Source organism: Solimonas sp. K1W22B-7 (assembly GCF_003428335.1).
GTDB lineage: Bacteria > Pseudomonadota > Gammaproteobacteria > Nevskiales > Nevskiaceae > Solimonas_A.
Map to the genome: position 1 here is coordinate 298,796 of NZ_CP031704.1, position 19,954 is coordinate 318,749.

General features: G+C 63.5%; 13 protein-coding genes, 3 tRNA genes and 3 rRNA genes. 10 read left to right on the forward strand and 9 right to left on the reverse strand.

Translation table 11 applies throughout. The features are described 5' to 3' along the window. The first annotated feature begins 44 nt into the window (after positions 1-44). From argC to erpA, 4 genes are read left to right on the forward strand one after another with little or no spacing between them, the layout of a single operon-like run. A complete protein-coding gene (gene argC / locus D0B54_RS01470; RefSeq protein WP_117288520.1) occupies positions 45-1,076 on the forward strand; it encodes an N-acetyl-gamma-glutamyl-phosphate reductase in 1,032 nt (343 codons plus the stop codon). 23 nt (positions 1,077-1,099) lie between these two features. Further along, entirely contained in the window at positions 1,100-1,870 is a 771-nt protein-coding gene (locus tag D0B54_RS01475; protein ID WP_117288522.1) for a DUF6776 family protein, read from the forward strand. After that, positions 1,857-2,327: a bactofilin family protein gene (locus tag D0B54_RS01480; RefSeq protein WP_117288524.1), complete on the forward strand. Its 471-nt coding sequence runs from the start codon at positions 1,857-1,859 to the stop codon at positions 2,325-2,327. The genes D0B54_RS01475 and D0B54_RS01480 overlap by 14 nt, the downstream gene beginning before the upstream one ends. Positions 2,328-2,356: 29 nt before the next feature. After that, entirely contained in the window at positions 2,357-2,704 is a 348-nt protein-coding gene (gene erpA, locus D0B54_RS01485; protein ID WP_117288526.1) for an iron-sulfur cluster insertion protein ErpA, read from the forward strand. A 316-nt stretch (positions 2,705-3,020) separates the two neighbouring features. Here the strand turns inward: erpA and D0B54_RS01490 are convergent, their stop codons facing one another. Together D0B54_RS01490 and D0B54_RS01495 are read right to left on the reverse strand one after the other, a co-directional pair. After that, a complete protein-coding gene (locus D0B54_RS01490; RefSeq protein ID WP_117288528.1) occupies positions 3,021-4,133 on the reverse strand; it encodes an anhydro-N-acetylmuramic acid kinase in 1,113 nt (370 codons plus the stop codon). 27 nt (positions 4,134-4,160) lie between these two features. Continuing rightward, entirely contained in the window at positions 4,161-5,549 is a 1,389-nt protein-coding gene (locus D0B54_RS01495; protein ID WP_240433524.1) for an OapA family protein, read from the reverse strand. Between the two features lie 210 nt (positions 5,550-5,759). Here D0B54_RS01495 and tyrS point away from each other — a divergent pair, with 210 nt between their 5' ends. The 6 genes from tyrS (at position 5,760) to rrf (ending at position 12,548) form a co-directional block, all read left to right on the forward strand. Further along, positions 5,760-6,974 (forward strand): tyrosine--tRNA ligase, encoded by a 1,215-nt coding sequence (gene tyrS / locus D0B54_RS01500; RefSeq protein ID WP_117288530.1) that lies wholly within the window; start codon positions 5,760-5,762, stop codon positions 6,972-6,974. Between the two features lie 445 nt (positions 6,975-7,419). Then, a 16S ribosomal RNA gene (locus D0B54_RS01505) occupies positions 7,420-8,949 on the forward strand. Positions 8,950-9,038: 89 nt separating this feature from the next. After that, a tRNA-Ile gene (locus tag D0B54_RS01510) sits at positions 9,039-9,115 on the forward strand. A gap of 30 nt (positions 9,116-9,145) precedes the next feature. Continuing rightward, positions 9,146-9,221 (forward strand) — tRNA-Ala (locus D0B54_RS01515). Positions 9,222-9,455: 234 nt separating this feature from the next. Beyond that, a 23S ribosomal RNA gene (locus D0B54_RS01520) occupies positions 9,456-12,307 on the forward strand. A gap of 126 nt (positions 12,308-12,433) precedes the next feature. After that, positions 12,434-12,548, forward strand: a 5S ribosomal RNA gene (gene rrf, locus D0B54_RS01525). The 16S, 23S and 5S rRNA genes sit together here with 2 tRNA genes alongside, the layout of an rRNA operon. Positions 12,549-12,705: 157 nt before the next feature. On the opposite strand, the gene D0B54_RS01530 is transcribed toward rrf, so the two are convergent. The 7 genes from D0B54_RS01530 to D0B54_RS01560 form a co-directional block, all read right to left on the reverse strand. Then, positions 12,706-13,404 carry a hypothetical protein gene (locus D0B54_RS01530; RefSeq protein WP_117288532.1) on the reverse strand — a complete coding sequence of 233 codons (699 nt, stop codon included), beginning with the start codon at positions 13,402-13,404 and terminating at the stop codon, positions 12,706-12,708. Between the two features lie 190 nt (positions 13,405-13,594). Beyond that, positions 13,595-13,669, reverse strand: a tRNA-Thr gene (locus tag D0B54_RS01535). A 63-nt stretch (positions 13,670-13,732) separates the two neighbouring features. Next, positions 13,733-15,703, reverse strand: a complete 1,971-nt coding sequence (locus D0B54_RS01540) for a TadG family pilus assembly protein (RefSeq protein WP_162932129.1) — start codon at positions 15,701-15,703, stop codon at positions 13,733-13,735. A 142-nt stretch (positions 15,704-15,845) separates the two neighbouring features. Continuing rightward, a complete protein-coding gene (locus D0B54_RS01545; RefSeq protein WP_240433525.1) occupies positions 15,846-16,574 on the reverse strand; it encodes a type III pantothenate kinase in 729 nt (242 codons plus the stop codon). Further along, positions 16,571-17,530, reverse strand: coding sequence for a biotin--[acetyl-CoA-carboxylase] ligase (locus D0B54_RS01550; protein WP_117288536.1), 960 nt, complete (start codon positions 17,528-17,530; stop codon positions 16,571-16,573). Before D0B54_RS01550 ends, D0B54_RS01545 begins: the two co-directional genes overlap by 4 nt. After that, positions 17,515-18,168 carry a glycerol-3-phosphate 1-O-acyltransferase PlsY gene (gene plsY, locus D0B54_RS01555; RefSeq protein ID WP_117288538.1) on the reverse strand — a complete coding sequence of 218 codons (654 nt, stop codon included), beginning with the start codon at positions 18,166-18,168 and terminating at the stop codon, positions 17,515-17,517. The genes D0B54_RS01550 and plsY overlap by 16 nt, the downstream gene beginning before the upstream one ends. A gap of 6 nt (positions 18,169-18,174) precedes the next feature. Then, positions 18,175-19,953 carry a M61 family metallopeptidase gene (locus D0B54_RS01560; RefSeq protein ID WP_117288540.1) on the reverse strand — a complete coding sequence of 593 codons (1,779 nt, stop codon included), beginning with the start codon at positions 19,951-19,953 and terminating at the stop codon, positions 18,175-18,177. Position 19,954 lies beyond the last annotated feature (1 nt).

Consider the following 19,954-nt stretch of genomic DNA (forward strand, 5'->3'; position numbering starts at 1 on the left):
GGAACCTCTATTATCGCGCCCTTGCAACGCTGGATGTGAGAGTCATGATCAAGGTCGGAATCGTCGGCGGGACCGGTTACACCGGCGCCGAACTGCTGCGCCTGCTGGCGCAGCACCCCAAGGTGCAGGTCACGATGCTGACTTCGCGCAAGGAGGCCGGCCTGCGTGCGGACCAGCATTTCCCCCATCTGCGCGGCTACACGGATTTGAGCTTCAGCGCTCCGGACCTGGACCAGCTGGCCGGCTGCGAGGCGGTGTTCTTCGCCACGCCGCACGGCGCCTGCATGGAGATGGCGCCGGCGCTGGTCGCGCGCGGCGTGAAGATCGTGGACCTGTCGGCCGACTTCCGCCTCAAGGACCCGGCCGTGTTCAAGCGCTGGTACGGCATGGACCACAGCTGCCCGGAGCTGCTGGCCGAGGCGGTCTACGGCCTGCCCGAGGTCAACCGCGTGGACATCTCGCGGGCGCGCGTCGTCGGCAACCCGGGCTGCTATCCGACCTCGGTGCAGCTGGGCTACCTGCCGCTGCTGGAGGCCGGGCTGGTGGAAACCGACGGCCTGATCGCCGACTGCAAGTCCGGCGTCAGCGGTGCCGGGCGTGAAGCCAAGGTCGGCTCGCTGTTCGGCGAGGCGGCCGACACCATGAAGGCCTACGGCATCCCGGGGCACCGGCACCTGCCGGAGATCACCCAGGGCCTGGATGCCGTGTCCGACACGCCGGTCAGCCTGGTGTTCAGCCCGCACCTGACGCCGATGATCCGCGGCATCCACGCCACGCTCTACGCGCGCCTCAAGGACCCCTCGGTGGACCTGCAGTCGCTGTTCGAGCAGCGCTACAAGGGCGAGCCCTTCGTCGACGTGATGCCGGCCGGCGAGCACCCGGAGACGCGCAGCGTGCGCGGCAGCAACCGCTGCCGCATCGCCGTGCACAAGGCTACGGACGGCAAGACCGTGGTGGTGCTGTCGGTGATCGACAACCTGGTCAAGGGGGCTTCGGGGCAGGCGATCCAGAACCTCAACCTGATGCTGGGCCTGGACGAGAGCCTGGGCCTCGACGCCCCGCCGCTGTCGCCCTGAGCCCGGACCGGACGCCGTAGCGCATGCAGCACAAGATCGTCATCGCCCGGCATCGGCCCTGGTTCAGGACCGGGCTGATCGCCGGCGGCGTGTCGGTGCTGGCGGTGCTGATGTGGGGGCTCTACTCCTACACCCGCGCCACCACGGTGTCGGATTTCGAGCGCGCCCAGACCGAGCTGGAGCGCGCCCAGGACGACCGCCGCAACCTGAGCCGCGAGCTGCGTGCCGCGCGCGGGCAGGTGGAGGAACTGCGCAACCAGGTGGCCTACGAGAAGCGCTCTGTCGAGATCGACACCCATGCCTGCGACGAGGTCCGGCAATCCCTGACGGCGCTGCAGAGCGAGGTCTCCTCACTGCGCGAGCAGCTGACCTTCTACCGCGGCATGTCGCCCACCGGGCAGACCCGGTCGGGCGTGCGCGTGCATGACATCAAGCTGCAGGCCAAGGACCGGGAACCCCGGGCCTACAGCTTCGACCTGACCCTGATCCAGTCGGCGCAGAAGGACCGTTTCTTCGGCGGCAGCGTGCGAATGGAGATTCAAGGCCTGCAGGGCGCCGTCAGGCAGAACCTGGAGCTCGAGGACATCGCCCTCGGGGACGTCAAAAAGCTGATATTCTCGATGAAGTATTACGAGGAATTCCGCGGCGAATTCCGCTTGCCGGATGGCTTCAAGCCGCAGCGGGTCATCGTCGCGCTGCAGATAGACGGCGAAAACACTCCGAGGCCGGAGGAAAGCTTCGAATGGAATCGGATCCTGGCCGGAGTTGGAGGAAATGAAAATGTTCGGCGGTAACAATCCCAAGAGCACCAACGCGTCCACCTCGGTGGATACCCTGATCGGCCGCCAGACCGAAATCCTCGGTGACGTGCGTTTTTCCGGCGGCCTGCACATCGACGGCAAGGTCAAGGGCAAGGTCATCGCCAACAGCGACAAGGCGGCCGCCCTGTCGATCAGCGACACGGGCGTGGTTGAAGGTGACGTTCGCGTCCCCAATATTGTGTTGAACGGCGCCGTCATCGGCGACGTGCATGCGACGGAGAAGGTCACCCTGGCCGCCAAGGCCCGCGTGAACGGCAACGTCTACTACAAGATCATCGAGATGGAAGGCGGCGCCACGGTCAACGGCCAGCTGGTGCACGAGGGCGAGGCGGGACGCGCGCCTGCGGCGGCGCTGGCCGCTCCGCAGAAGTCGGCCGAAGAAGCCTCGATGGATCAGTTGAGCGAGGCCCGTCGCGCCAAGGGTCTCTAGACCGCCTGCGAAGGCAAGAGTGTGCTGTCATGGAAGTAGCAGAGCTTGAACCCACGGTGATCTTCACCGAATCCGCCGCCAACAAGGTGCGCGAACTGCTGGACGAGGAAACCGATTCCGACCAGAAGCTGCGGGTGTTCGTCACCGGCGGCGGCTGTTCCGGTTTCCAGTACGGCTTCAAGTTCGACAAGGAAACCGAGGAAGGCGACACCGTGGTGGTCCGCAACGGCGTGACCCTGCTGGTGGATCCGATGAGCGTGCAATACCTCGCCGGTGCCGAGATCGACTACAAGGAAAGCGTCGAGGGCGCGCAGTTCGTGATCCGCAATCCGAACGCGACCACGACCTGCGGCTGCGGCAGCTCGTTCTCGGTATAGCAGCGAGCAGCGTGGATTTGATGGCCCGGCTGCGGACTGACTCAATGTCAGTCCGCAGTAAGCCATCGTACCCACGAAGTGGGGATCCTAGCGTTGCGAGCCTGCGGGTTTTCTTGCCGGCCCTTCAAACAGAACCGTAGGTAAGTAGCCCGGTTTCGCGCAGCGAAGCCGGGTTTTTGCTTTGTGCCTTGCTCCCGGCTTCGCTGCGCGAAACCGGGCTACGTTCTTTTGTAGGAGCGGCTGTCAGCCGCGAGCGGAGGTGATCCTGGTCACCGGCGTTCGCGGCTAACAGCCGCTCCTGCATCCGCTACCTGTCTCAGACCCGGTAAACCCCCCCCAGGATCACCGGCCTCTTCGCCCCCGTCACCGCCGGCAGATTCCCCGGCAGTCCCTTGAGCGTGCGCATTGCCAGCCAGGCGAAGGCGGCGGCCTCGACGTGTTGCGGATCCAGGCCGGCGTCGCCGGTCGTGTGGAGCCTGATCGGCGACAGCAGGGCGTGCAGGCGCTCCATCAGCAGATGATTGCGGGTGCCGCCGCCGCAGGCCAGCACCTCGCGCGTGCCCGGGCCGTGGCGGCGGATGGCTTCGGCCACCGTGCGCGCCGTCAGCTCGCAGAGCGTGCGCTGCACATCGGCCGGCGCCAGCGCGTCCAGGGCCGGATAGCGCTGGTGCAGCCACTGCAGGTGGAAGTCGCCGCGCCCGGTGCTCTTCGGCGGTGCGGCGGCGAAGTAGGGATCGCCCAGCAGGACCTCCAGCAGGCCGGCGTGCAACTGGCCGCCGCCGGCGAAATGGCCACCCTCGTCGTAGGCTTGGCCCAGGTGGCGCTCGGCCCACTCGTCCATCAGGCCATTGGCTGGCCCGGTATCGAAGCCGGACACCTGCGCCTCCCCGGCACCCGGCAGCAGGGTGATGTTGGCGATGCCGCCGAGGTTGACCACCGCACGCGGCAGGGTCGCCTCGGCGAACAGGGCGTGGTGGAAGGCCGGCACCAGCGGGGCCCCCTGGCCGCCGGCGGCGATGTCGGCGCGGCGGAAGTCGGCGACGGTGGTGATGCCCAGTTGCTGTGCGATCCAGGACGGGTTGCCCAACTGCTGGCTGCTGCCGGTGCCGGCGGGGTCATGGAACACGGTCTGGCCATGGGAGCCCACGGCGCGGATCGCCTCGCGCGGCAGCCTGGCGGCTTCCAGCGCGGCCTGCGCGGTGTCGGCAAAGGCCTGTGCGACGTCGCGGTCCAGCCGCGCCAGCTCGTGCAGGGACAGCGTCGGGGTTTCGCGCTGCAGGGCCAGCAGGCGCGCGCGCAAGGCTGCCGGATAGCGGCCGGAGGCGTGCGCATGCACGCAAAGAAAGCGGGAGTCGTCGAAGGCACAGACGGCGGCATCGATGCCGTCCATGCTGGTACCTGACATCAGGCCGATGAAGTATTCCGTCATCGGCCTGATGTTAAACCAGCGAACGCCTTAGGGCGTCGCGGTGTTGCCGTGGCGCGAGAAGTCTTCCGCCATGGCCGACTGCTGCATGGAGATCGACTCCAGTGCGGCCAGGGCGCCGGCGTTGTTGGAGCGCCAGGCGGCCACTTCCGACCGCGACAGCGGGTTGGCGCGAGGCAGGGCCACCGTGATCGGGTTGACGTGCAGGCCGTTGACGCGGAATTCGTAGTGCAGGTGCGGCGCGGTGGCCAGGCCCGTGGCGCCGACGTAGCCGATCACCTGGCCCATCTTCACCTTGCTGCCGTTGCGCAGGCCGCTGCGGAAGCGCGACAGGTGACCGTAGAGGGTTTCGTACTTGGAGTCGTGACGGATCACGATGGCGTTGCCGTAGCCGCTCTTGGTGCCGAGGAACTCGACGACGCCGTCGCCGGTGGTCTTCACCGGCGTGCCGGTGCCGGCGGCGTAGTCCACGCCCTTGTGGGCGCGGATGATGTTGAGGATCGGGTGGCGGCGCGCCATGTTGAAGCCCGAGCTGATGCGCGCGAAATCCACCGGCGTGCGGATGAAGGCCTTGCGGAAGGAGCGGCCGTCCGGCGCGTAGTAGGCGACGTTGCCCTTCTTGTCCACGTAGCGCATCGCCTGGTGGGTCTTGCCCTTGTTGACGAACTCGGCAACGGTGATGTTGCCGTCGCGCAGCTTCTTGCCGTCCTTGTAGTAGGCGTCGTAGATCACCACGAAACGGTCGCCACGGCGCAGGTCCAGGGCGAAGTCGATGTCGTAGTTGAAGATCTGCGCCAGTTCCAGCGTCAGGCGGTTGGACAGGCCGGCCTTCTGGGCGGCGGCGAACAGCGAGGAGTCGATCACGCCGGCGATCTCGGCCTGGCGCTTCTCCAGTTCGGCGGCGATGGTGAAGGCCTCGAGCTGGTCGTCGACACGGCGCACCTGCAGGGTGTGCGTCTCGTCCAGCTCGTAGCTCAGCTCTTCCAGCTCCTGCTCGGTGTTCTTGCGCAGGCGGATGGTCTCGCCGGGGCGCAGGTTGCGCAGCTGCGAGGCGTCCTTGCTCAGCGTCAGCAGCTTCAGCGACTCGCTGTGCGGCAGACCCTCGGCCTCGAAGATGGTGGACAGCGTCTGGCCGCTTTCCACGGTCAGGGCCTTCCAGTCGGTGGGCGCGGGGCTGGGCGGCGTCGCCGTCGTGGCCTGGGCCTGCAGCTGGGCGTCGAGCGCGATGTCGGCAGCGGTGGCCGGGAACGCAGCGGCCATTTCGGCATTGGCGGCGTCGGCCAGCGTGGTGCGGCGCGTGGCAATGCTCTCGTGGCCGACAACGGCGGCCAGCATGGCGACAGACAGCGTCACCATGACAACAGAGCGCTTGGCCGAGCGGCGGGGTGCCAGCTCGGCTGGGCTATAGTCGAAATTCATCGTGATAACTCAAAAAACGTGAAACCGCGCGGGGCAGTGCGGTTTTGACCGGGGTCGCCTTTGTGACCGGCGTCTCTCCGGGGTGTCATAATGCGTAAGGAAACATAATTTTTTAGCCATTGCAAGAAATCCCCCGGGTATATCCAGCTCCGCAGACAGCGAGCAGCCCCTGTTCCGACCCTTCCCACCCTACATAGCCTTGCATTTCACATGACCGTCGATTTCGCTGAACTCGTCCGTGGAACGGACGAAATCATTCCCGATGCTGAGTTTCGTGCCCGCTTGGCCGAAGCCGAGGCCAAAGGGCAGAAACTGCGAATCAAGGCTGGGTTCGACCCCACGGCCAAGGACCTGCACCTCGGCCACACGCTATTGCTTAACAAAATGCGTGCCTTTCAGGAGGCCGGGCACGAGGTCATTTTCCTGATCGGCGACTTCACCGGCATGATCGGCGACCCGACCGGCAAGAACGAAACCCGGAAACCCCTTACGCGTCAGCAGGTTGAAGAGAACGCCCAGACCTACAAGACGCAGGTGTTCAAGATCCTGGACCCGGAACGGACCCAGGTGGTCTTCAACAGCCAGTGGCTCGACGCCCTGGGTGCCGAGGGCCTGATCAAGCTGGCTGCGCAACACACCGTGGCCCGAATGATGGAGCGCGACGACTTCACCAAGCGCTATGCCGGCGGCCAGCCGATCGCGGTCCACGAGTTCCTCTACCCCCTCCTGCAAGGCTACGACTCGGTGGCCCTCAAGGCCGATGTGGAGATGGGCGGAACCGACCAGAAGTTCAACCTGCTGGTCGGGCGCCACCTGCAGTCGGCCTACGGCCAGCGGCCCCAGTGCATCATGACGGTGCCCATCCTCGAGGGGCTGGACGGCGTGCAGAAGATGTCCAAGAGCCTGGGCAACTACATAGGAGTCAATGACGCCCCGTCGGAGATGTTCGGCAAGCTCATGTCGGTGTCCGACACCCTGATGTGGCGCTATTACGACCTGCTGTCCTTCCGCCCCCTGACCGAGATCGCCGCCCTGCGGCGCTCGGCCGGGGAGGGGGCCAACCCCCGCGACATCAAGATGGGCCTGGCGGTGGAGCTGGTGGACCGCTTCCACGGCGGTGGGGCCGGCGAGGGCGCCAGGGCGGCCTTCATTGCCCAGTTCACCCAGGGCTCCCTGCCGGCCGACATCCCTGTCGTGAAGCTGCGGGCTCCTGCTGTCGGCCTGCAGATCGGCAAGCTGCTCAAGGAAGCCGGGTTGGTGCCGTCCACTTCCGAGGCCAACCGCATGCTCGACCAGAAGGCCGTACGGGTGGATCAGCAGCGTGTAGAGGACCGGGGGCTCTTGCTGAAGCCCGGGCAGACCTACCTGCTGCAGGTCGGCTCCAGGCGTTACGCCTATGCCGAAGTGACCGCCGAACCCGGCTGAAACCGGGAAAGGGGCCCGGAAGGGCCCCTTTCTCGTGGGGCCTCCCTGGAAGTGGTTAAAAAACAACCAAAAAATGGCTAAAAAACGACCAAAAAAAGCGCGTTTTCCTGGGGATCAAGGGATTTTGGCGAAACTAAAAAGCGTTTTGTAACAAACACTTAATAATTAGTCTGGGGGGGATAGTTGACGCCCCCCGATTTTTCCCTAGAATTCGCCTTCCTCGCTGACGGCAACGACGGAAACGTTGGAAGCCCTAAAGCACTGATCTTTAAGAACAAATTAGCAAGTAATTTGTGTGGGTGCTCCCGGAGCGTGGCAGAAGCCATAGCAACAAAACCGAGAGTATCAACGTAGAGCCAATGTTAAAAATTGAGCTAAACGGGGAATAACTCTGAGCGCTTTAGGTCCTTCGGGGCTGAGAGTGCTTGATCCAGTTATAAAAATTTAATTGGAGAGTTTGATCCTGGCTCAGATTGAACGCTGGCGGCATGCCTAACACATGCAAGTCGAACGAGGTGTAGCAATACATCTAGTGGCGGACGGGTGAGGAATACGTAGGAATTTGCCTTAGAGCGGGGGATAGCCCAGGGAAACTTGGAGTAATACCGCATGATGTCGAAAGACCAAAGCAGGGGACCGCAAGGCCTTGCACTCTGAGAGAAGCCTACGTCTGATTAGCTTGTTGGTGAGGTAATGGCTCACCAAGGCGACGATCAGTAACTGGTCTGAGAGGACGATCAGTCACACTGGAACTGAGACACGGTCCAGACTCCTACGGGAGGCAGCAGTGGGGAATATTGGACAATGGGCGCAAGCCTGATCCAGCAATGCCGCGTGTGTGAAGAAGGCCTTCGGGTTGTAAAGCACTTTAAGCAGGGAAGAAAAAACTCAGATTAATACTTTGAGTCTTGACGGTACCTGAAGAATAAGCACCGGCTAACTCTGTGCCAGCAGCCGCGGTAATACAGAGGGTGCGAGCGTTAATCGGATTTACTGGGCGTAAAGGGTGTGTAGGTGGTTTGACAAGTCGGTTGTGAAATCCCTGGGCTCAACCTGGGAACTGCTTCCGAGACTGTTTGACTAGAGTACGGTAGAGGGCGGTGGAATTTCCGGTGTAGCGGTGAAATGCGTAGATATCGGAAGGAACACCAATGGCGAAGGCAGCCGCCTGGGCCTGTACTGACACTGAAACACGAAAGCGTGGGGATCAAACAGGATTAGATACCCTGGTAGTCCACGCCGTAAACGATGGATACTTGACGTCGGCATGCTCTGCGTGTCGGTGTCGTAGCTAACGCGATAAGTATCCCGCCTGGGGAGTACGGCCGCAAGGTTGAAACTCAAAGGAATTGACGGGGGCCCGCACAAGCGGTGGAGTATGTGGTTTAATTCGATGCAACGCGAAGAACCTTACCTGGCCTTGACATGCTAGGAATCCTTCAGAGATGAGGGAGTGCCCGCAAGGGAACCTAGACACAGGTGCTGCATGGCTGTCGTCAGCTCGTGTCGTGAGATGTTGGGTTAAGTCCCGCAACGAGCGCAACCCTTGCCCTTAGTTGCCACCATTTAGTTGAGCACTCTAAGGGGACCGCCGGTGACAAACCGGAGGAAGGTGGGGATGACGTCAAGTCATCATGGCCCTTATGGCCAGGGCTACACACGTACTACAATGGTGTATACAGAGGGTCGCCAACTCGCAAGAGGGAGCTAATCCCAGAAAGTACATCGTAGTCCGGATTGAGGTCTGCAACTCGACCTCATGAAGTCGGAATCGCTAGTAATCGCCGATCAGCATTTGCGGCGGTGAATACGTTCCCGGGCCTTGTACACACCGCCCGTCACACCATGGGAGTTGGCTGCACCAGAAGTAGGTAGTCTAACCGCAAGGGGGACGCCTACCACGGTGTGGTCAATGACTGGGGTGAAGTCGTAACAAGGTAGCCGTAGGGGAACCTGCGGCTGGATCACCTCCTTTACAGAACGCTTCGAAGCGTCTCTGGGAGCATCCACACAAGTTACTTGCTAAGACAGTCGGAATCGCCGCCTGGCGGTTCACACGCACCTGGGTCTGTAGCTCAGTTGGTTAGAGCACACGCTTGATAAGCGTGGGGTCGCTGGTTCAAATCCAGCCAGACCCACCATCTTTGGCAGACAAAGGCGCGTTGGTCACCGGGGCCATAGCTCAGCTGGGAGAGCATCTGCTTTGCAAGCAGAGGGTCGTCGGTTCGATCCCGACTGGCTCCACCAAATTCCGATTCATGAAAGCGTCCTAGTGGATGTTTTCATGAATCCGCGAAAGTGGATTTAACTGTTCTTTAACAATTAGGTTTGTAGTTAAACACTGTAGACAAAGTATCTGTTTACGTCCTTTTAATAGGAAGTAATCAGACTCAATGCCAAAGGTGCTTGACGGCGAAATGTAAGTGATAGATTGATTTAATCTATGGCTGAAAATATTCGAGAGAATGTTTGAGGTTATATGGTCAAGCGATCAAGCGCATCTGGTGGATGCCTTGGCGGCAACAGGCGATGAAGGACGTAGTAGCTTGCGATAAGTCACGGGGAGCTAGCAAACAAGCTTTGATCCGTGAATTTCCGAATGGGGCAACCCACGGCTTCGGCCGTATCTTTGACTGAATACATAGGTCATTGAGGCAAACGCAGGGAACTGAAACATCTAAGTACCTGCAGGAAAAGAAATCAACCGAGATTCCCCTAGTAGTGGCGAGCGAACGGGGAACAGCCCTTAAGCACATCGAAACTTAGCAGAACGGTTTGGAAAGGCCGGCCATAGCGGGTGATAGCCCCGTATGCGAAAAGTCAGATGTGTGAAATCGAGTAAGGCGAGGCACGTGAAACCTTGTCTGAATATGGGGGGACCATCCTCCAAGGCTAAATACTCGTTGCCGACCGATAGTGAACCAGTACCGTGAGGGAAAGGCGAAAAGAACCCCGGAGAGGGGAGTGAAATAGAACCTGAAACCGGATGCGTACAAGCAGTCAGAGCTCGAAAGAGTGATGGCGTACCTTTTGTATAATGGGTCAGCGACTTACTTCTCAGTAGCGAGGCTAACCGTATAGGGGAGCCGTAGGGAAACCGAGTCTGAATAGGGCGACTAGTTGCTGGGAGTAGACCCGAAACCCGTCGATCTATCCATGTGCAGGGTGAAGTTGTGGTAACACACAATGGAGGCCCGAACTCACGCCTGTTGAAAAAGTCGGAGATGACATGTGGATAGGAGTGAAAGGCTAATCAAGGCGGGTGATAGCTGGTTCTCCTCGAAAGCTATTTAGGTAGCGCCTCGTGTCTCACTGTAGGGGGTAGAGCACTGTTACGGTTTGGGGGGAACACAAGTTCCTACCCAGCTGTTGCAAACTCCGAATACCTACAAGTGCAATCACGGGAGACACACGGTGGGAGCTAAATTTCATCGTGAAAAGGGAAACAGCCCTGACCGCCAGCTAAGGTCCCAAAGTTATCGCTAAGTGGTGAACGATGTGGGAAGGCACAGACAGCCAGGATGTTGGCTTAGAAGCAGCCATCATTTAAAGAAAGCGTAATAGCTCACTGGTCGAGTCGGCCCGCGCGGAAGATGTAACGGGGCTCAAGCGATACACCGAAGCTGCGGATGCATAGCAATATGCGTGGTAGAGGAGCGTTCTGTAAGCCTGTGAAGGTGACTCGTAAGGGTTGCTGGAGGTATCAGAAGTGCGAATGCTGACATGAGTAACGACAATACAGGTGAAAAACCTGTTCGCCGTAAGCCCAAGGGTTCCAGCGCAACGGTAATCGGCGCTGGGTGAGTCGGATCCTAAGGCGAGGCCGAGAGGCGTAGTCGATGGAAAGCAGGTTAATATTCCTGCACTTGCTGTTACTGCGATGGGGTGACGGAGAAGGTTAGGCAATCCACCTGTTGGATGGTGGTTTAAGCGTTTAGGCGTGCTCTTTAGGCAAATCCGGAGAGCTAAGCTGAGGCGTGATGACGAGGTCCTACTGGACTGAAGTTGCTGATACCCCGCTTCCAAGAAAAGCCTCTAAGCTTCAGGTAACAGGAATCCGTACCCCAAACCGACACAGGTGGGCGAGGAGAGTATCCTAAGGCGTTTGAGACAACTCGGATGAAGGAACTCGGCAAATTAGTGCCGTAACTTCGGGAGAAGGCACGCCCGCGCAAGCGGGTCGCAGTGAAGAGAGGGTTGCGACTGTTTATCAAAAACACAGGACTCTGCAAACACGAAAGTGGACGTATAGGGTCTGACACCTGCCCGGTGCTGGAAGGTTAAGTGATGGGGTCAGCGCAAGCGAAGCTCTTGATCGAAGCCCCAGTAAACGGCGGCCGTAACTATAACGGTCCTAAGGTAGCGAAATTCCTTGTCGGGTAAGTTCCGACCTGCACGAATGGTGTAACGATAGCCCTACTGTCTCCATCCGAGGCTCAGTGAAATTGAAATCGCCGTGACGATGCGGTGTTCCCGCGGCAAGACGGAAAGACCCCGTGAACCTTTACTATATCTTTACACTGGAGTTTGAGTTTGTTTGTGTAGCATAGGTGGGAGCCATTGAAACCTTGGCGCTAGCTGAGGTGGAGGCACCGGTGAAATACCACCCTGATAAACTCGAATTTCTAACCTCGTCCCGTTATCCGGGACAGGGACACTGTATGGTGGGTAGTTTGACTGGGGCGGTCTCCTCCCAAAGAGTAACGGAGGAGTGCGAAGGTTAGCTCAGCGCGGTCGGAAATCGCGCTCTTGAGTGCATAGGCATAAGCTAGCTTGACTGCGAGACAAACAAGTCGAGCAGGTACGAAAGTAGGTCTAAGTGATCCGGTGGTTCTGTATGGAAGGGCCATCGCTCAACGGATAAAAGGTACTCCGGGGATAACAGGCTGATACTGCCCAAGAGTCCATATCGACGGCAGTGTTTGGCACCTCGATGTCGGCTCATCTCATCCTGGGGCTGTAGTCGGTCCCAAGGGTCCGGCTGTTCGCCGGTTAAAGAGGTACGCGAGCTGGGTTCAGAACGTCGTGAGACAGTTCGGTCCCTATCTGCCGTGGGCGTTTGAGGTTTGAGGAGAGTTCACCTTAGTACGAGAGGACCGGGTGGAACGTACCTCTGGTGTTCCAGTTGTCACGCCAGTGGCATCGCTGGGTAGCTATGTACGGACGGGATAACCGCTGAAAGCATCTAAGCGGGAAGCCCACTTCAAGATGAGACCTCACGCAGCTTAAGCTGCCTGTAGAGCCCATGTAGACTACGTGGTTGATAGGTGCGGTGTGGAAGTGCAGTAATGCATGGAGCTAACGCATACTAATTGCTCGTGCGGCTTGGCCATATAACGCTCAAGCATTTTTGACGTCAATGTACCTGAAGGGCATTGAGAACCGTCGCAGTGTTTTAACTACAAACCCAATTCGATGAGGCGAGACCCTTAAAAAGTCGCGACTCGTCAGCCAGTTTGCCTGGCGGCCATAGCGTGTTGGAACCACCCGTTCCCATCCCGAACACGGAAGTGAAACGACACAGCGCCGATGATAGTGTGGCAATAGCCATGTGAGAGTAGGACACTGCCAGGCTCTTAAAGAAGGACAAACCCCCGAAGCGAAAGCTTCGGGGGTTTTTCTTTGGGCGCGATTCCTTCCTGCTATCCCATGAAACCCGTCATGCCGGCTTTCGCCGGTATGACGCTGATGATGAAACAGCTGCGATGCAAGCGTTTAAACCCAAAATGCTCTAGTTGCCGTTCCTGCAGGCGGCGGCCGCATCCCTGGCCTGTCTCAGTGCATCCAGGGCTGTGTCCACCGCGGCGGAACTCGCCGGGTCCTCGCTCACGGGTGTGTCGGCGTCGGGACTGTCGGATGCCACAGCCCTGATGCCGTAGGCCGCTCGTTCGAGGCCGCGGTAGACCGTGGAATGCAGCCTGTCGAGGCAGGGCGTGGCGTCGAACCTGTTGGTGCTCCAGTACTGCAATGTGCTGTGGAAAGAACCCGACATGCCGCGGGCCTCGACCAGCGACATCCCTTCCATCTGCTCCACCTCCGCCAGCTGCCGCTCGACGAAGGAGAGGAAGTGCTCGATCTGTTCCGCGCTACGCGCAGTCCGGGTCTGGGCCTGGGCCTTTGCATACATCCGCGCCCTTTCCTGGTTGCTCGGGCCGGCCAATCGGGGACTGTCCGACCTGGCGCTTTCTGCCGGGGAGGAGGCAGACCCTGCTGCCATGTCGATGCGGGTGGGCGGGCCCACGGAAAGCGAATCCGGCCGATCACGGCCGGCCAGCACAGCGATCACGATCACACCGAGGAAGGCCAGGCCGGCCCATTTCTTGAGCGGCGGCAGCGAGCCCGGCGGCGGCCCGTTGTCGATCTCGTAGCCGTGCGCATGCGTGTCGCTGTACAGGGTATTGCAGGATCGGCAGCGGACAACCGAGGCCACCGGCGGGCGTGGCACTCCGCAGTGTGGGCAGGTCTTTCGCATCCGTTCTTTCGCTCTTGCGTCCGTGATGCCGGAAACTCGCACAGACGATCGGAGGCGGCAACCTGATCACCGCATCAGGTTTCAGCGGGTGCCGTGGAGTCCGCCGGGCCGAAACAAAAACCCCGCCGGGTGGCGGGGTTTCCTTAATTGGTGCCGAGTGAGGGATTTGAACCCCCGACCAACGGTTTACAAAACCGCTGCACTACCACTGTGCTAACCCGGCGCGGGGCAGGGCGCGCAGTTTATCAGGCTTGATCCGCCATCGACCGTGCTCGCTTCCGGTACCTCAGGGCGTGGTGTCGGCCGGGACGTCCTTGCTGACCACGCTGGGCTGCGCCACGGTGACCACGTTCATCGTCACGGTGGCCGAGCCCAGCCGGATGCCCAGGCTCTGCAGCAGGGGATCGAGCACCGCGTCGAGCACCGCACCGAGGGCGCTGAGCACCGGGGCGAGGACGCCGGAGACCAGGTTGAGGACAGTATCCAGCACCGGCCCGAGATTCAGTGGGATGGTGCAGATGCCGAGAATTTTCAGCAGGCAGATCGTGGGGCGGCCCGGATGCGCCGGGTCGCCGATACTGATCTCGTCCACCAGGTCGCCCAGCAGGCTGGACAGGGTGCCCTGCAGGAGCCCCCGGCTGCCGACCGTCTGCGGATTCTCGTTGGCGACGGGGACGTCGGCCAGCCAGTAGGGGCGCAGGTCGCTGCTGGCGGCGCAGCGGGCGGACGGATCTCCCTGGGCGACGCAGCGGGTGAACTGGGTGACCTCGTTGGGCAGGGGTTCCATGTAGCCGGTGCCGACCTTGGCATCGACCGGACTGTCGAGCTTCAGGTCGATGTTGATGTCGGCCAGCTGCAGGCCGGGCAGGTTCAGCAGGGAGACGTGGATGCGGGTCAGCAGCGTCGGCACGGTGGCCAGCGGCGTGGCGGCGGCGACGGCGCCGGTGAAGGTGCCCACGGAGACCACGGCCACGGCGGGCTCCGCGCTCAGCTCGGCGATCGGCATGCCGCCGTTGACGTCGGTGCGCGGGCAGTCGATGCGCGTGAGCACGGCGTCGGCCTTGGCCACGTCGACGTCGATGCCGATATTGATCGGTGGAATGTCGATGTTGCAGGCCAGGCCGCCGAGGCAGACCAGGCCGTTCAGCACCGGCTTCAGGGTGTTCAGCAGCGCCACCTGGGTGCGCACCAGCAGGCGGATCTGGGCGGTACTGGCGCGGGCCTGGCCGGCGCGCTTGAGGCCGCTGAGCTGCGCCGGCTCCAGGATCTTGACGAAGACCGCGGCGCTGGCGACGTTGGGGATGTTGATGTTCACCGGCAGCGCGATGGGCTTCGGCCCGCCGCCGACGGTGGGCGTGGCGGCCTCGCCCAGGGCCAGGATCAGGTCGAGCAGGCTGATGAAGGGCACGCCGGCGGCGACGTCGTCGATCGCGCCCAGCACTTGGCCCAAGGGAATCTGGTTGCGGTTGCCGCTGGCTGAAGCGGCCAGACCGGTGAGCAGGCCGGTGACGGTGCCGCTGGCGGTGCCGCTGAGCGAACCGGCCAGGCCATTGAGGACGTCCGACAGCACCGGGGTCTTGGTGCTGAGGGCCAGCGGATCGGACAGATCCGTGGCGTCCACACCGACCGCCAGCGCCAGGGCCTCGAGCGAGACATTGGTGCTGGCCAGGCCCTGGTAGTTGATCAGGGTGAGATTGACGTTGCCGCCCAGCAGGCCGGACAGCAGGGCGTTGAGCATGCCCTGGTTGAGGCTGGCCACGCCGCTGCCCAGCGAGAAGCTGCCCAGCGCTTCCTCGGTGGCGGTGGCGGAGGCCACCATGATGCCGCTGTTGCCGCCCAGCAGCGGCGTCAGCAGGCTCGGGAACTTGCGCTTGAGCGTCACGCGTACCGCGCGCGCGTCTTCCAGGTCGGTGGGATCGAGTTCGCGCAGGGAGTCCGCGTTGACCTCGACCACCCCGACTTCGATGTCCTGACTGGTGAGTACCTCCGGATAGCCGTTCTTCGCCAGGCTGGCCGTGACCGCCGCGTCGAGCCGGGTCTGGGTGGGCGCGTCGCCGCAGCCGCTGACGACGCGTGCGGCATCCATCGCCGCGAACGTCGCCATCTTCTGCAGGCCGCGCTGGGCCAGGTAGACACGCCCGATTTCGATGACCAGCACGGCGCTGGTCAGCAGGGCAACCAGGAGCACGGCGGCGAACACCGCAACGGCGCCGCGCTGCTGGTGGGGGGAGTTAAGACGGGCGCGACGGTAAATCATTGCCGGCTCCACATGCGGGATGACGGGATTCTGGCGGTATTTCATCGCCAGCAGGGGCTTGGACCGTCAAGCGTACCCTGCGGGCCGACGGTTGTAGGAAATGTTCGAAAACCCTACCGGTCAAGGGTCCGAACGATGCCGTTCATCCGCCTGGGGAATTCATGCGTGTCCAGGCCAGCAGGCCTTCCAGCACCAGTTGCGGCCGTGCCGACCAGGCCGGCAGCCAGGGCTGCAGCAATGGTCCGTCGCCGCCGCTGATGACCTGCCGCGCCGCCGGATGGCGCCGCGCCGCATGCTCCAGTGCACCGAGGCAGGCAAGGAATGCGCCCTGTCGCACGCAGGCCTCGGTGTCCTGCCCCAGGCCGTCGCTGTATTGCTGGCCCAGGTCGCCGGTACCGAAACGCGTCGCTCCGAGCACGGCCTGCAGGTGCGTGCCCAGGCCGGCGGCGATGAAGCCGCCGAGATGCTGACCCGTCGCATCGACCGCGTCGTAGGTCAGCGCGGTGCCGGCGCCGGCCACGCCAAACGGGCCTGCAGCTTCGCGCCACAGCGCCAGCATCATCAGCCAGCGATCCACGCCCAGCCGTTCCGGCTGCGCATAGGCCAGCCGCAGGCCGCCGCAGGAGGCCTGCGTGCGCGCAAAGGCCGGAGCGATGCCGTAGCGTGCCTGCAATGCAGCGCCGATCTGCTGCTCGTGCGCGGCGCCGGTGACGTTGGCCACGGCGATGTGCTGCGGCTTCTCCGGCGGCAGTTGTTGCAGCGCGACAGCGGGATCGCCGGCATGGGCGATGGCGCTGACGGCCTCGATGCCGCCGCTGCCGGCCCGTGCGGCCTTGATGCGGCTGTTGCCGATGTCGAGCAGCAGGATCATGCGAGCCGCAGGCTGATCTCGCCGGAATGCAGCGTCTGGTATTGCCCCAGGGCCTCGACGATCAGTGCGCCCTGCGCATCGACCCCACGGCCGATGCCTTCGTATTCGCGTTCGCCCTGCAGCACGCGCACCGGGCGGCCGTTGGCCAGGTCCAGTGCCGCCCATTCGGACGCGAAGGCCTCGAAGCCCAGCGATTCGAAGTGGGCGATGCCATCCGCCAGCCGGCGCAGCAATGCGGCGGCGAGCCGGTTGCGCGCGGGCGGCGCGGCGGAAATTTCCGTGAGCGAGATCCAGGGCTGGGTGAGCCCTTCGGCCTGCGCCGCGCTCATCGCGACGTTGATTCCGATGCCGATCACGACGCGGCAGTTGCCGCCGGCTTCGCCGCGATGCTCGATCAGGATGCCGCCGAGCTTGCGGCCCTGCGCATAGAGGTCGTTGGGCCACTTCAGGCCGACGCCGGCGGCGCCCTGCTCCCGCAGGGCCTGGGCGCAGAGCACGCCGACCACCAGCGGCAGCGCGCTGAGGCTGGGCGGCCAGGCCGGGAAGGACCAGGCCAGCGACAGGTACATGTTGGCGGCGAAGGGCGAGCGCCATTCGCGCCCGCGGCGCCCGCGGCCGGCGGTCTGGTACTCGGCCAGCAGGGCCTGCGGGTCCTGCGCCGGGTCGCTGTCGAGCAGGCGCGTGTTGGTGGAGTCGGTGGCGGTGAGGATGTCGAAGCGCAGCGGCGCGTCGATCAGTTGCCGCTGCAGGCGCTCCAGCGGCTGCGGCAGGCGGTAGCCCAGGCCCTGGCGTGCTTCCACCTCCAGGCCCCAGTCGCGCAGCTTCTCGACGCGCTTGGCCAGGCCCGCGCGGGTGATGCCGGCGACGGCGGCGAGATCCTCGCCCGAATGCCAGGCGCCGTCGGCGAGGGCATCGACGAGCTTGAGCCGCTCGGCTTCGATCAGCGGCTGAGCCATCGGTGCAGCAGCCGGGCTTTTTCGAAACGGTGTTCCTGGCCGCGCGCGATGCGCAGCAGGTTCTCGCGGTGCTTCCACACCACCAGCAGGGTCATGGCGGCGGTGAAGGCGCCCGCGGCAGACAGCGCGCCGCGCGCGTCGATGCAGGCGATGTAGAACAGTGCCAGCACCGCGGCACTGACCGAGGCCAGGGCGACGTAGCCGCTGAGGATGGTGACGACGATGAAGCCGCCGAGCAGCCAGGGCAGGGCTGCCGGCAGCAGGGCGCCGAACACACCGGCCAGCGTCGCCACGCCCTTGCCGCCCTGGAAGCGGTACCAGACCGGGTAGCAGTGGCCCAGGGCCACGCCGACGCCGCAGGCATAGGCCTGCCAGTCCTGCGGCCAGGGCTGTGCTTCCGTCCAGGGCCAGGCCAGCAGCGGCAGCAGCAGCGATGCGGCGATGCCCTTGCCGACGTCGATCAGCAGCACGGCGAGGGCGAAGCCCTTGCCCTGCGTGCGCAGGGCATTGGTGGCGCCGACGTTGCCGCTGCCGTGCTGGCGCAGGTCGACACCGCCGCGCAGCGCGCCGACGACCTGCCCGCCCATGATCGTGCCGATCAGGTAGGCCAGCAGGAATTTCACGATTGCTTCGATCATGCGGAGCTATATCCCCAGCCAGGCCATGCGGCGGGCGAGCACTTCGCCCTCGGCGGCCACCAGCGTCAGTGTCCAGGTATCCGCCGGCGGCGCGGCGGGCGTGAGGGTCGCTTCCAGCAGCTCATCGCCGCGGAAGAAGTGCAGCGTCACCGGCTGGCCCGGCGGCAGCGCCGCCAGCAGCGCCATCCCGTTGGCCGGGCCGATGCGCAGGCCGTCGATCGCCACGAGCTGGTCGTTGACCGACAGGCCGGCCTGCGCGGCGGGACTGCCGGCGGCAACGTAGGCGATGCGCATTTCGCCGGCGCGCAGCTTGAGCCCGGCCCAGGCGCCCGGCGCCTCGCCAGTGACGCGGCCGCCGGCGTCGGCATCCGACACCGCCGGGCGCTGGCGCGAGTCCACGCCGAAGGCGGCGAGCAGCTCGGCCAGCGGCAGCTCCTCGGTGGTGCGCAGCAGCTCGTCGAAGAACTCGCGCAGGTCCAGCCCCGAGAGTTCCTGCGCGACCTGCTCCAGGCCGCCCTCGGGCACGCCGATGCCGGCGGCGCCGTAGCGCTGCCACAGCGTGCGCAGCACGTCGTCGAGCGTGACCTTCGAGTGCAGACGCAGCTGCAGGTCCAGGCACAGTGAGGCCAGGCCGCCCTTGATGTAGTAGCTGACACCGGCGTTGGGCGTGTTCTCGTCGGGCTGGTAGTACTTGATCCAGGTATCGAAGCTGGAGTCGGCCAGGGTCTGCACCAGCCGTCCTGGCGTGCGCTGCAGGCGCGTGGCGTTCTCCGCCACCAGGTCGAGGTAGGCGGGGGCATCGAGCACGCCGGCGCGCAGCAGGAACAGGTCGTCGTAGTACGAGGTCAGGCCCTCGTAGTGCCAGAGGTCGCGGCTGTAGGCCTCGGCGGCGAGGTCCGATTCCAGGAAGCGCTGCGCGGTGATGCGCTTGACGTTCCAGAGGTGGAAGTACTCGTGGCTGCACAGCCCGAGGAAGCTGCGGTAGTCCTTGGTGAAGCGGGGATCACCCGGCGCCGGCAGGTCCTTGCGCGAGCAGATCAGCGCGGTGGAGGCGCGGTGCTCCAGGCCGCCGTAGCCGTTGCCGGTGACGTAGGTCAGGAACAGGTACTCGCGCAGCGCCGGCTGCTGGCCGAACAACTCGCGCTGCACGTGGCAGATGCGGGTGAGATCGCGGGTGATGCGCGGCACGTCGATGGCATGGCGGCCCGACAGCACCAGCGCATGCGGGATGCCGTCCACGTCGAAGTCCAGGCGCGCGTAGCGGCCCATCTCCACCGGGTGGTCGATCAGGTCCTCGTAGTCGGCCGCGCGGTAGCGGCCGTAGCCGCTGGCGTCGACCTGTAGCGGGTCGAGCGTGGTCGCCAGCCGCCAGCCTTCGCAGGCCGGGTCCTGCGGCGGCTCGATGTCGATCTCGATGTCGCCCGTGCCGTCGGCGCGGTAGCACAGCGAACTGGCATTGAAGAAGCCGCGGCGGGTGTCGAGGAAGGCCTTGCGCACCGATTCGTCGAAGGCGTACACGCGGTAGTCCAGCGTCAGCGGGCCGATGCATGGGGCGCAGCGGAAACTGCGCTTGTCGAGCCGCTCGATCGCCAGCGGGTTGCCGCCGGCGCTGGCGTGCAGTTCCTGCACGTGCTTGGCGAAGTCGCGCACCAGGTAGCTGCCGCGGATCCAGGACGGCAGGCGGAACACCTGGCCCTGCGGGTCGGGGTTTTCGAGCCGGCACTGCACCGTGTAGTAGTGCTCGCGCGGGTGACTGGGCTGGATGCGGTAGCGGATCGTGCTCATG

Bases quoted from the DNA above. Each gene is read 5' to 3' on its own strand.
- tyrS (WP_117288530.1), top strand. From the start codon at position 5,760: ATGACCGTCGATTTCGCTGAACTCGTCCGTGGAACGGACGAAATCATT.
- D0B54_RS01480 (WP_117288524.1), top strand. From the start codon at position 1,857: ATGTTCGGCGGTAACAATCCCAAGAGCACCAACGCGTCCACCTCGGTG.
- D0B54_RS01490 (WP_117288528.1), bottom strand. From the start codon at position 4,133: ATGACGGAATACTTCATCGGCCTGATGTCAGGTACCAGCATGGACGGC.
- argC (WP_117288520.1), top strand. From the start codon at position 45: ATGATCAAGGTCGGAATCGTCGGCGGGACCGGTTACACCGGCGCCGAA.
- D0B54_RS01540 (WP_162932129.1), bottom strand. From the start codon at position 15,703: ATGATTTACCGTCGCGCCCGTCTTAACTCCCCCCACCAGCAGCGCGGC.
- plsY (WP_117288538.1), bottom strand. From the start codon at position 18,168: ATGATCGAAGCAATCGTGAAATTCCTGCTGGCCTACCTGATCGGCACG.
- erpA (WP_117288526.1), top strand. From the start codon at position 2,357: ATGGAAGTAGCAGAGCTTGAACCCACGGTGATCTTCACCGAATCCGCC.
- D0B54_RS01545 (WP_240433525.1), bottom strand. From the start codon at position 16,574: ATGATCCTGCTGCTCGACATCGGCAACAGCCGCATCAAGGCCGCACGG.
- D0B54_RS01495 (WP_240433524.1), bottom strand. From the start codon at position 5,549: ATGAATTTCGACTATAGCCCAGCCGAGCTGGCACCCCGCCGCTCGGCC.
- D0B54_RS01550 (WP_117288536.1), bottom strand. From the start codon at position 17,530: ATGGCTCAGCCGCTGATCGAAGCCGAGCGGCTCAAGCTCGTCGATGCC.
- D0B54_RS01560 (WP_117288540.1), bottom strand. From the start codon at position 19,953: ATGAGCACGATCCGCTACCGCATCCAGCCCAGTCACCCGCGCGAGCAC.
- D0B54_RS01475 (WP_117288522.1), top strand. From the start codon at position 1,100: ATGCAGCACAAGATCGTCATCGCCCGGCATCGGCCCTGGTTCAGGACC.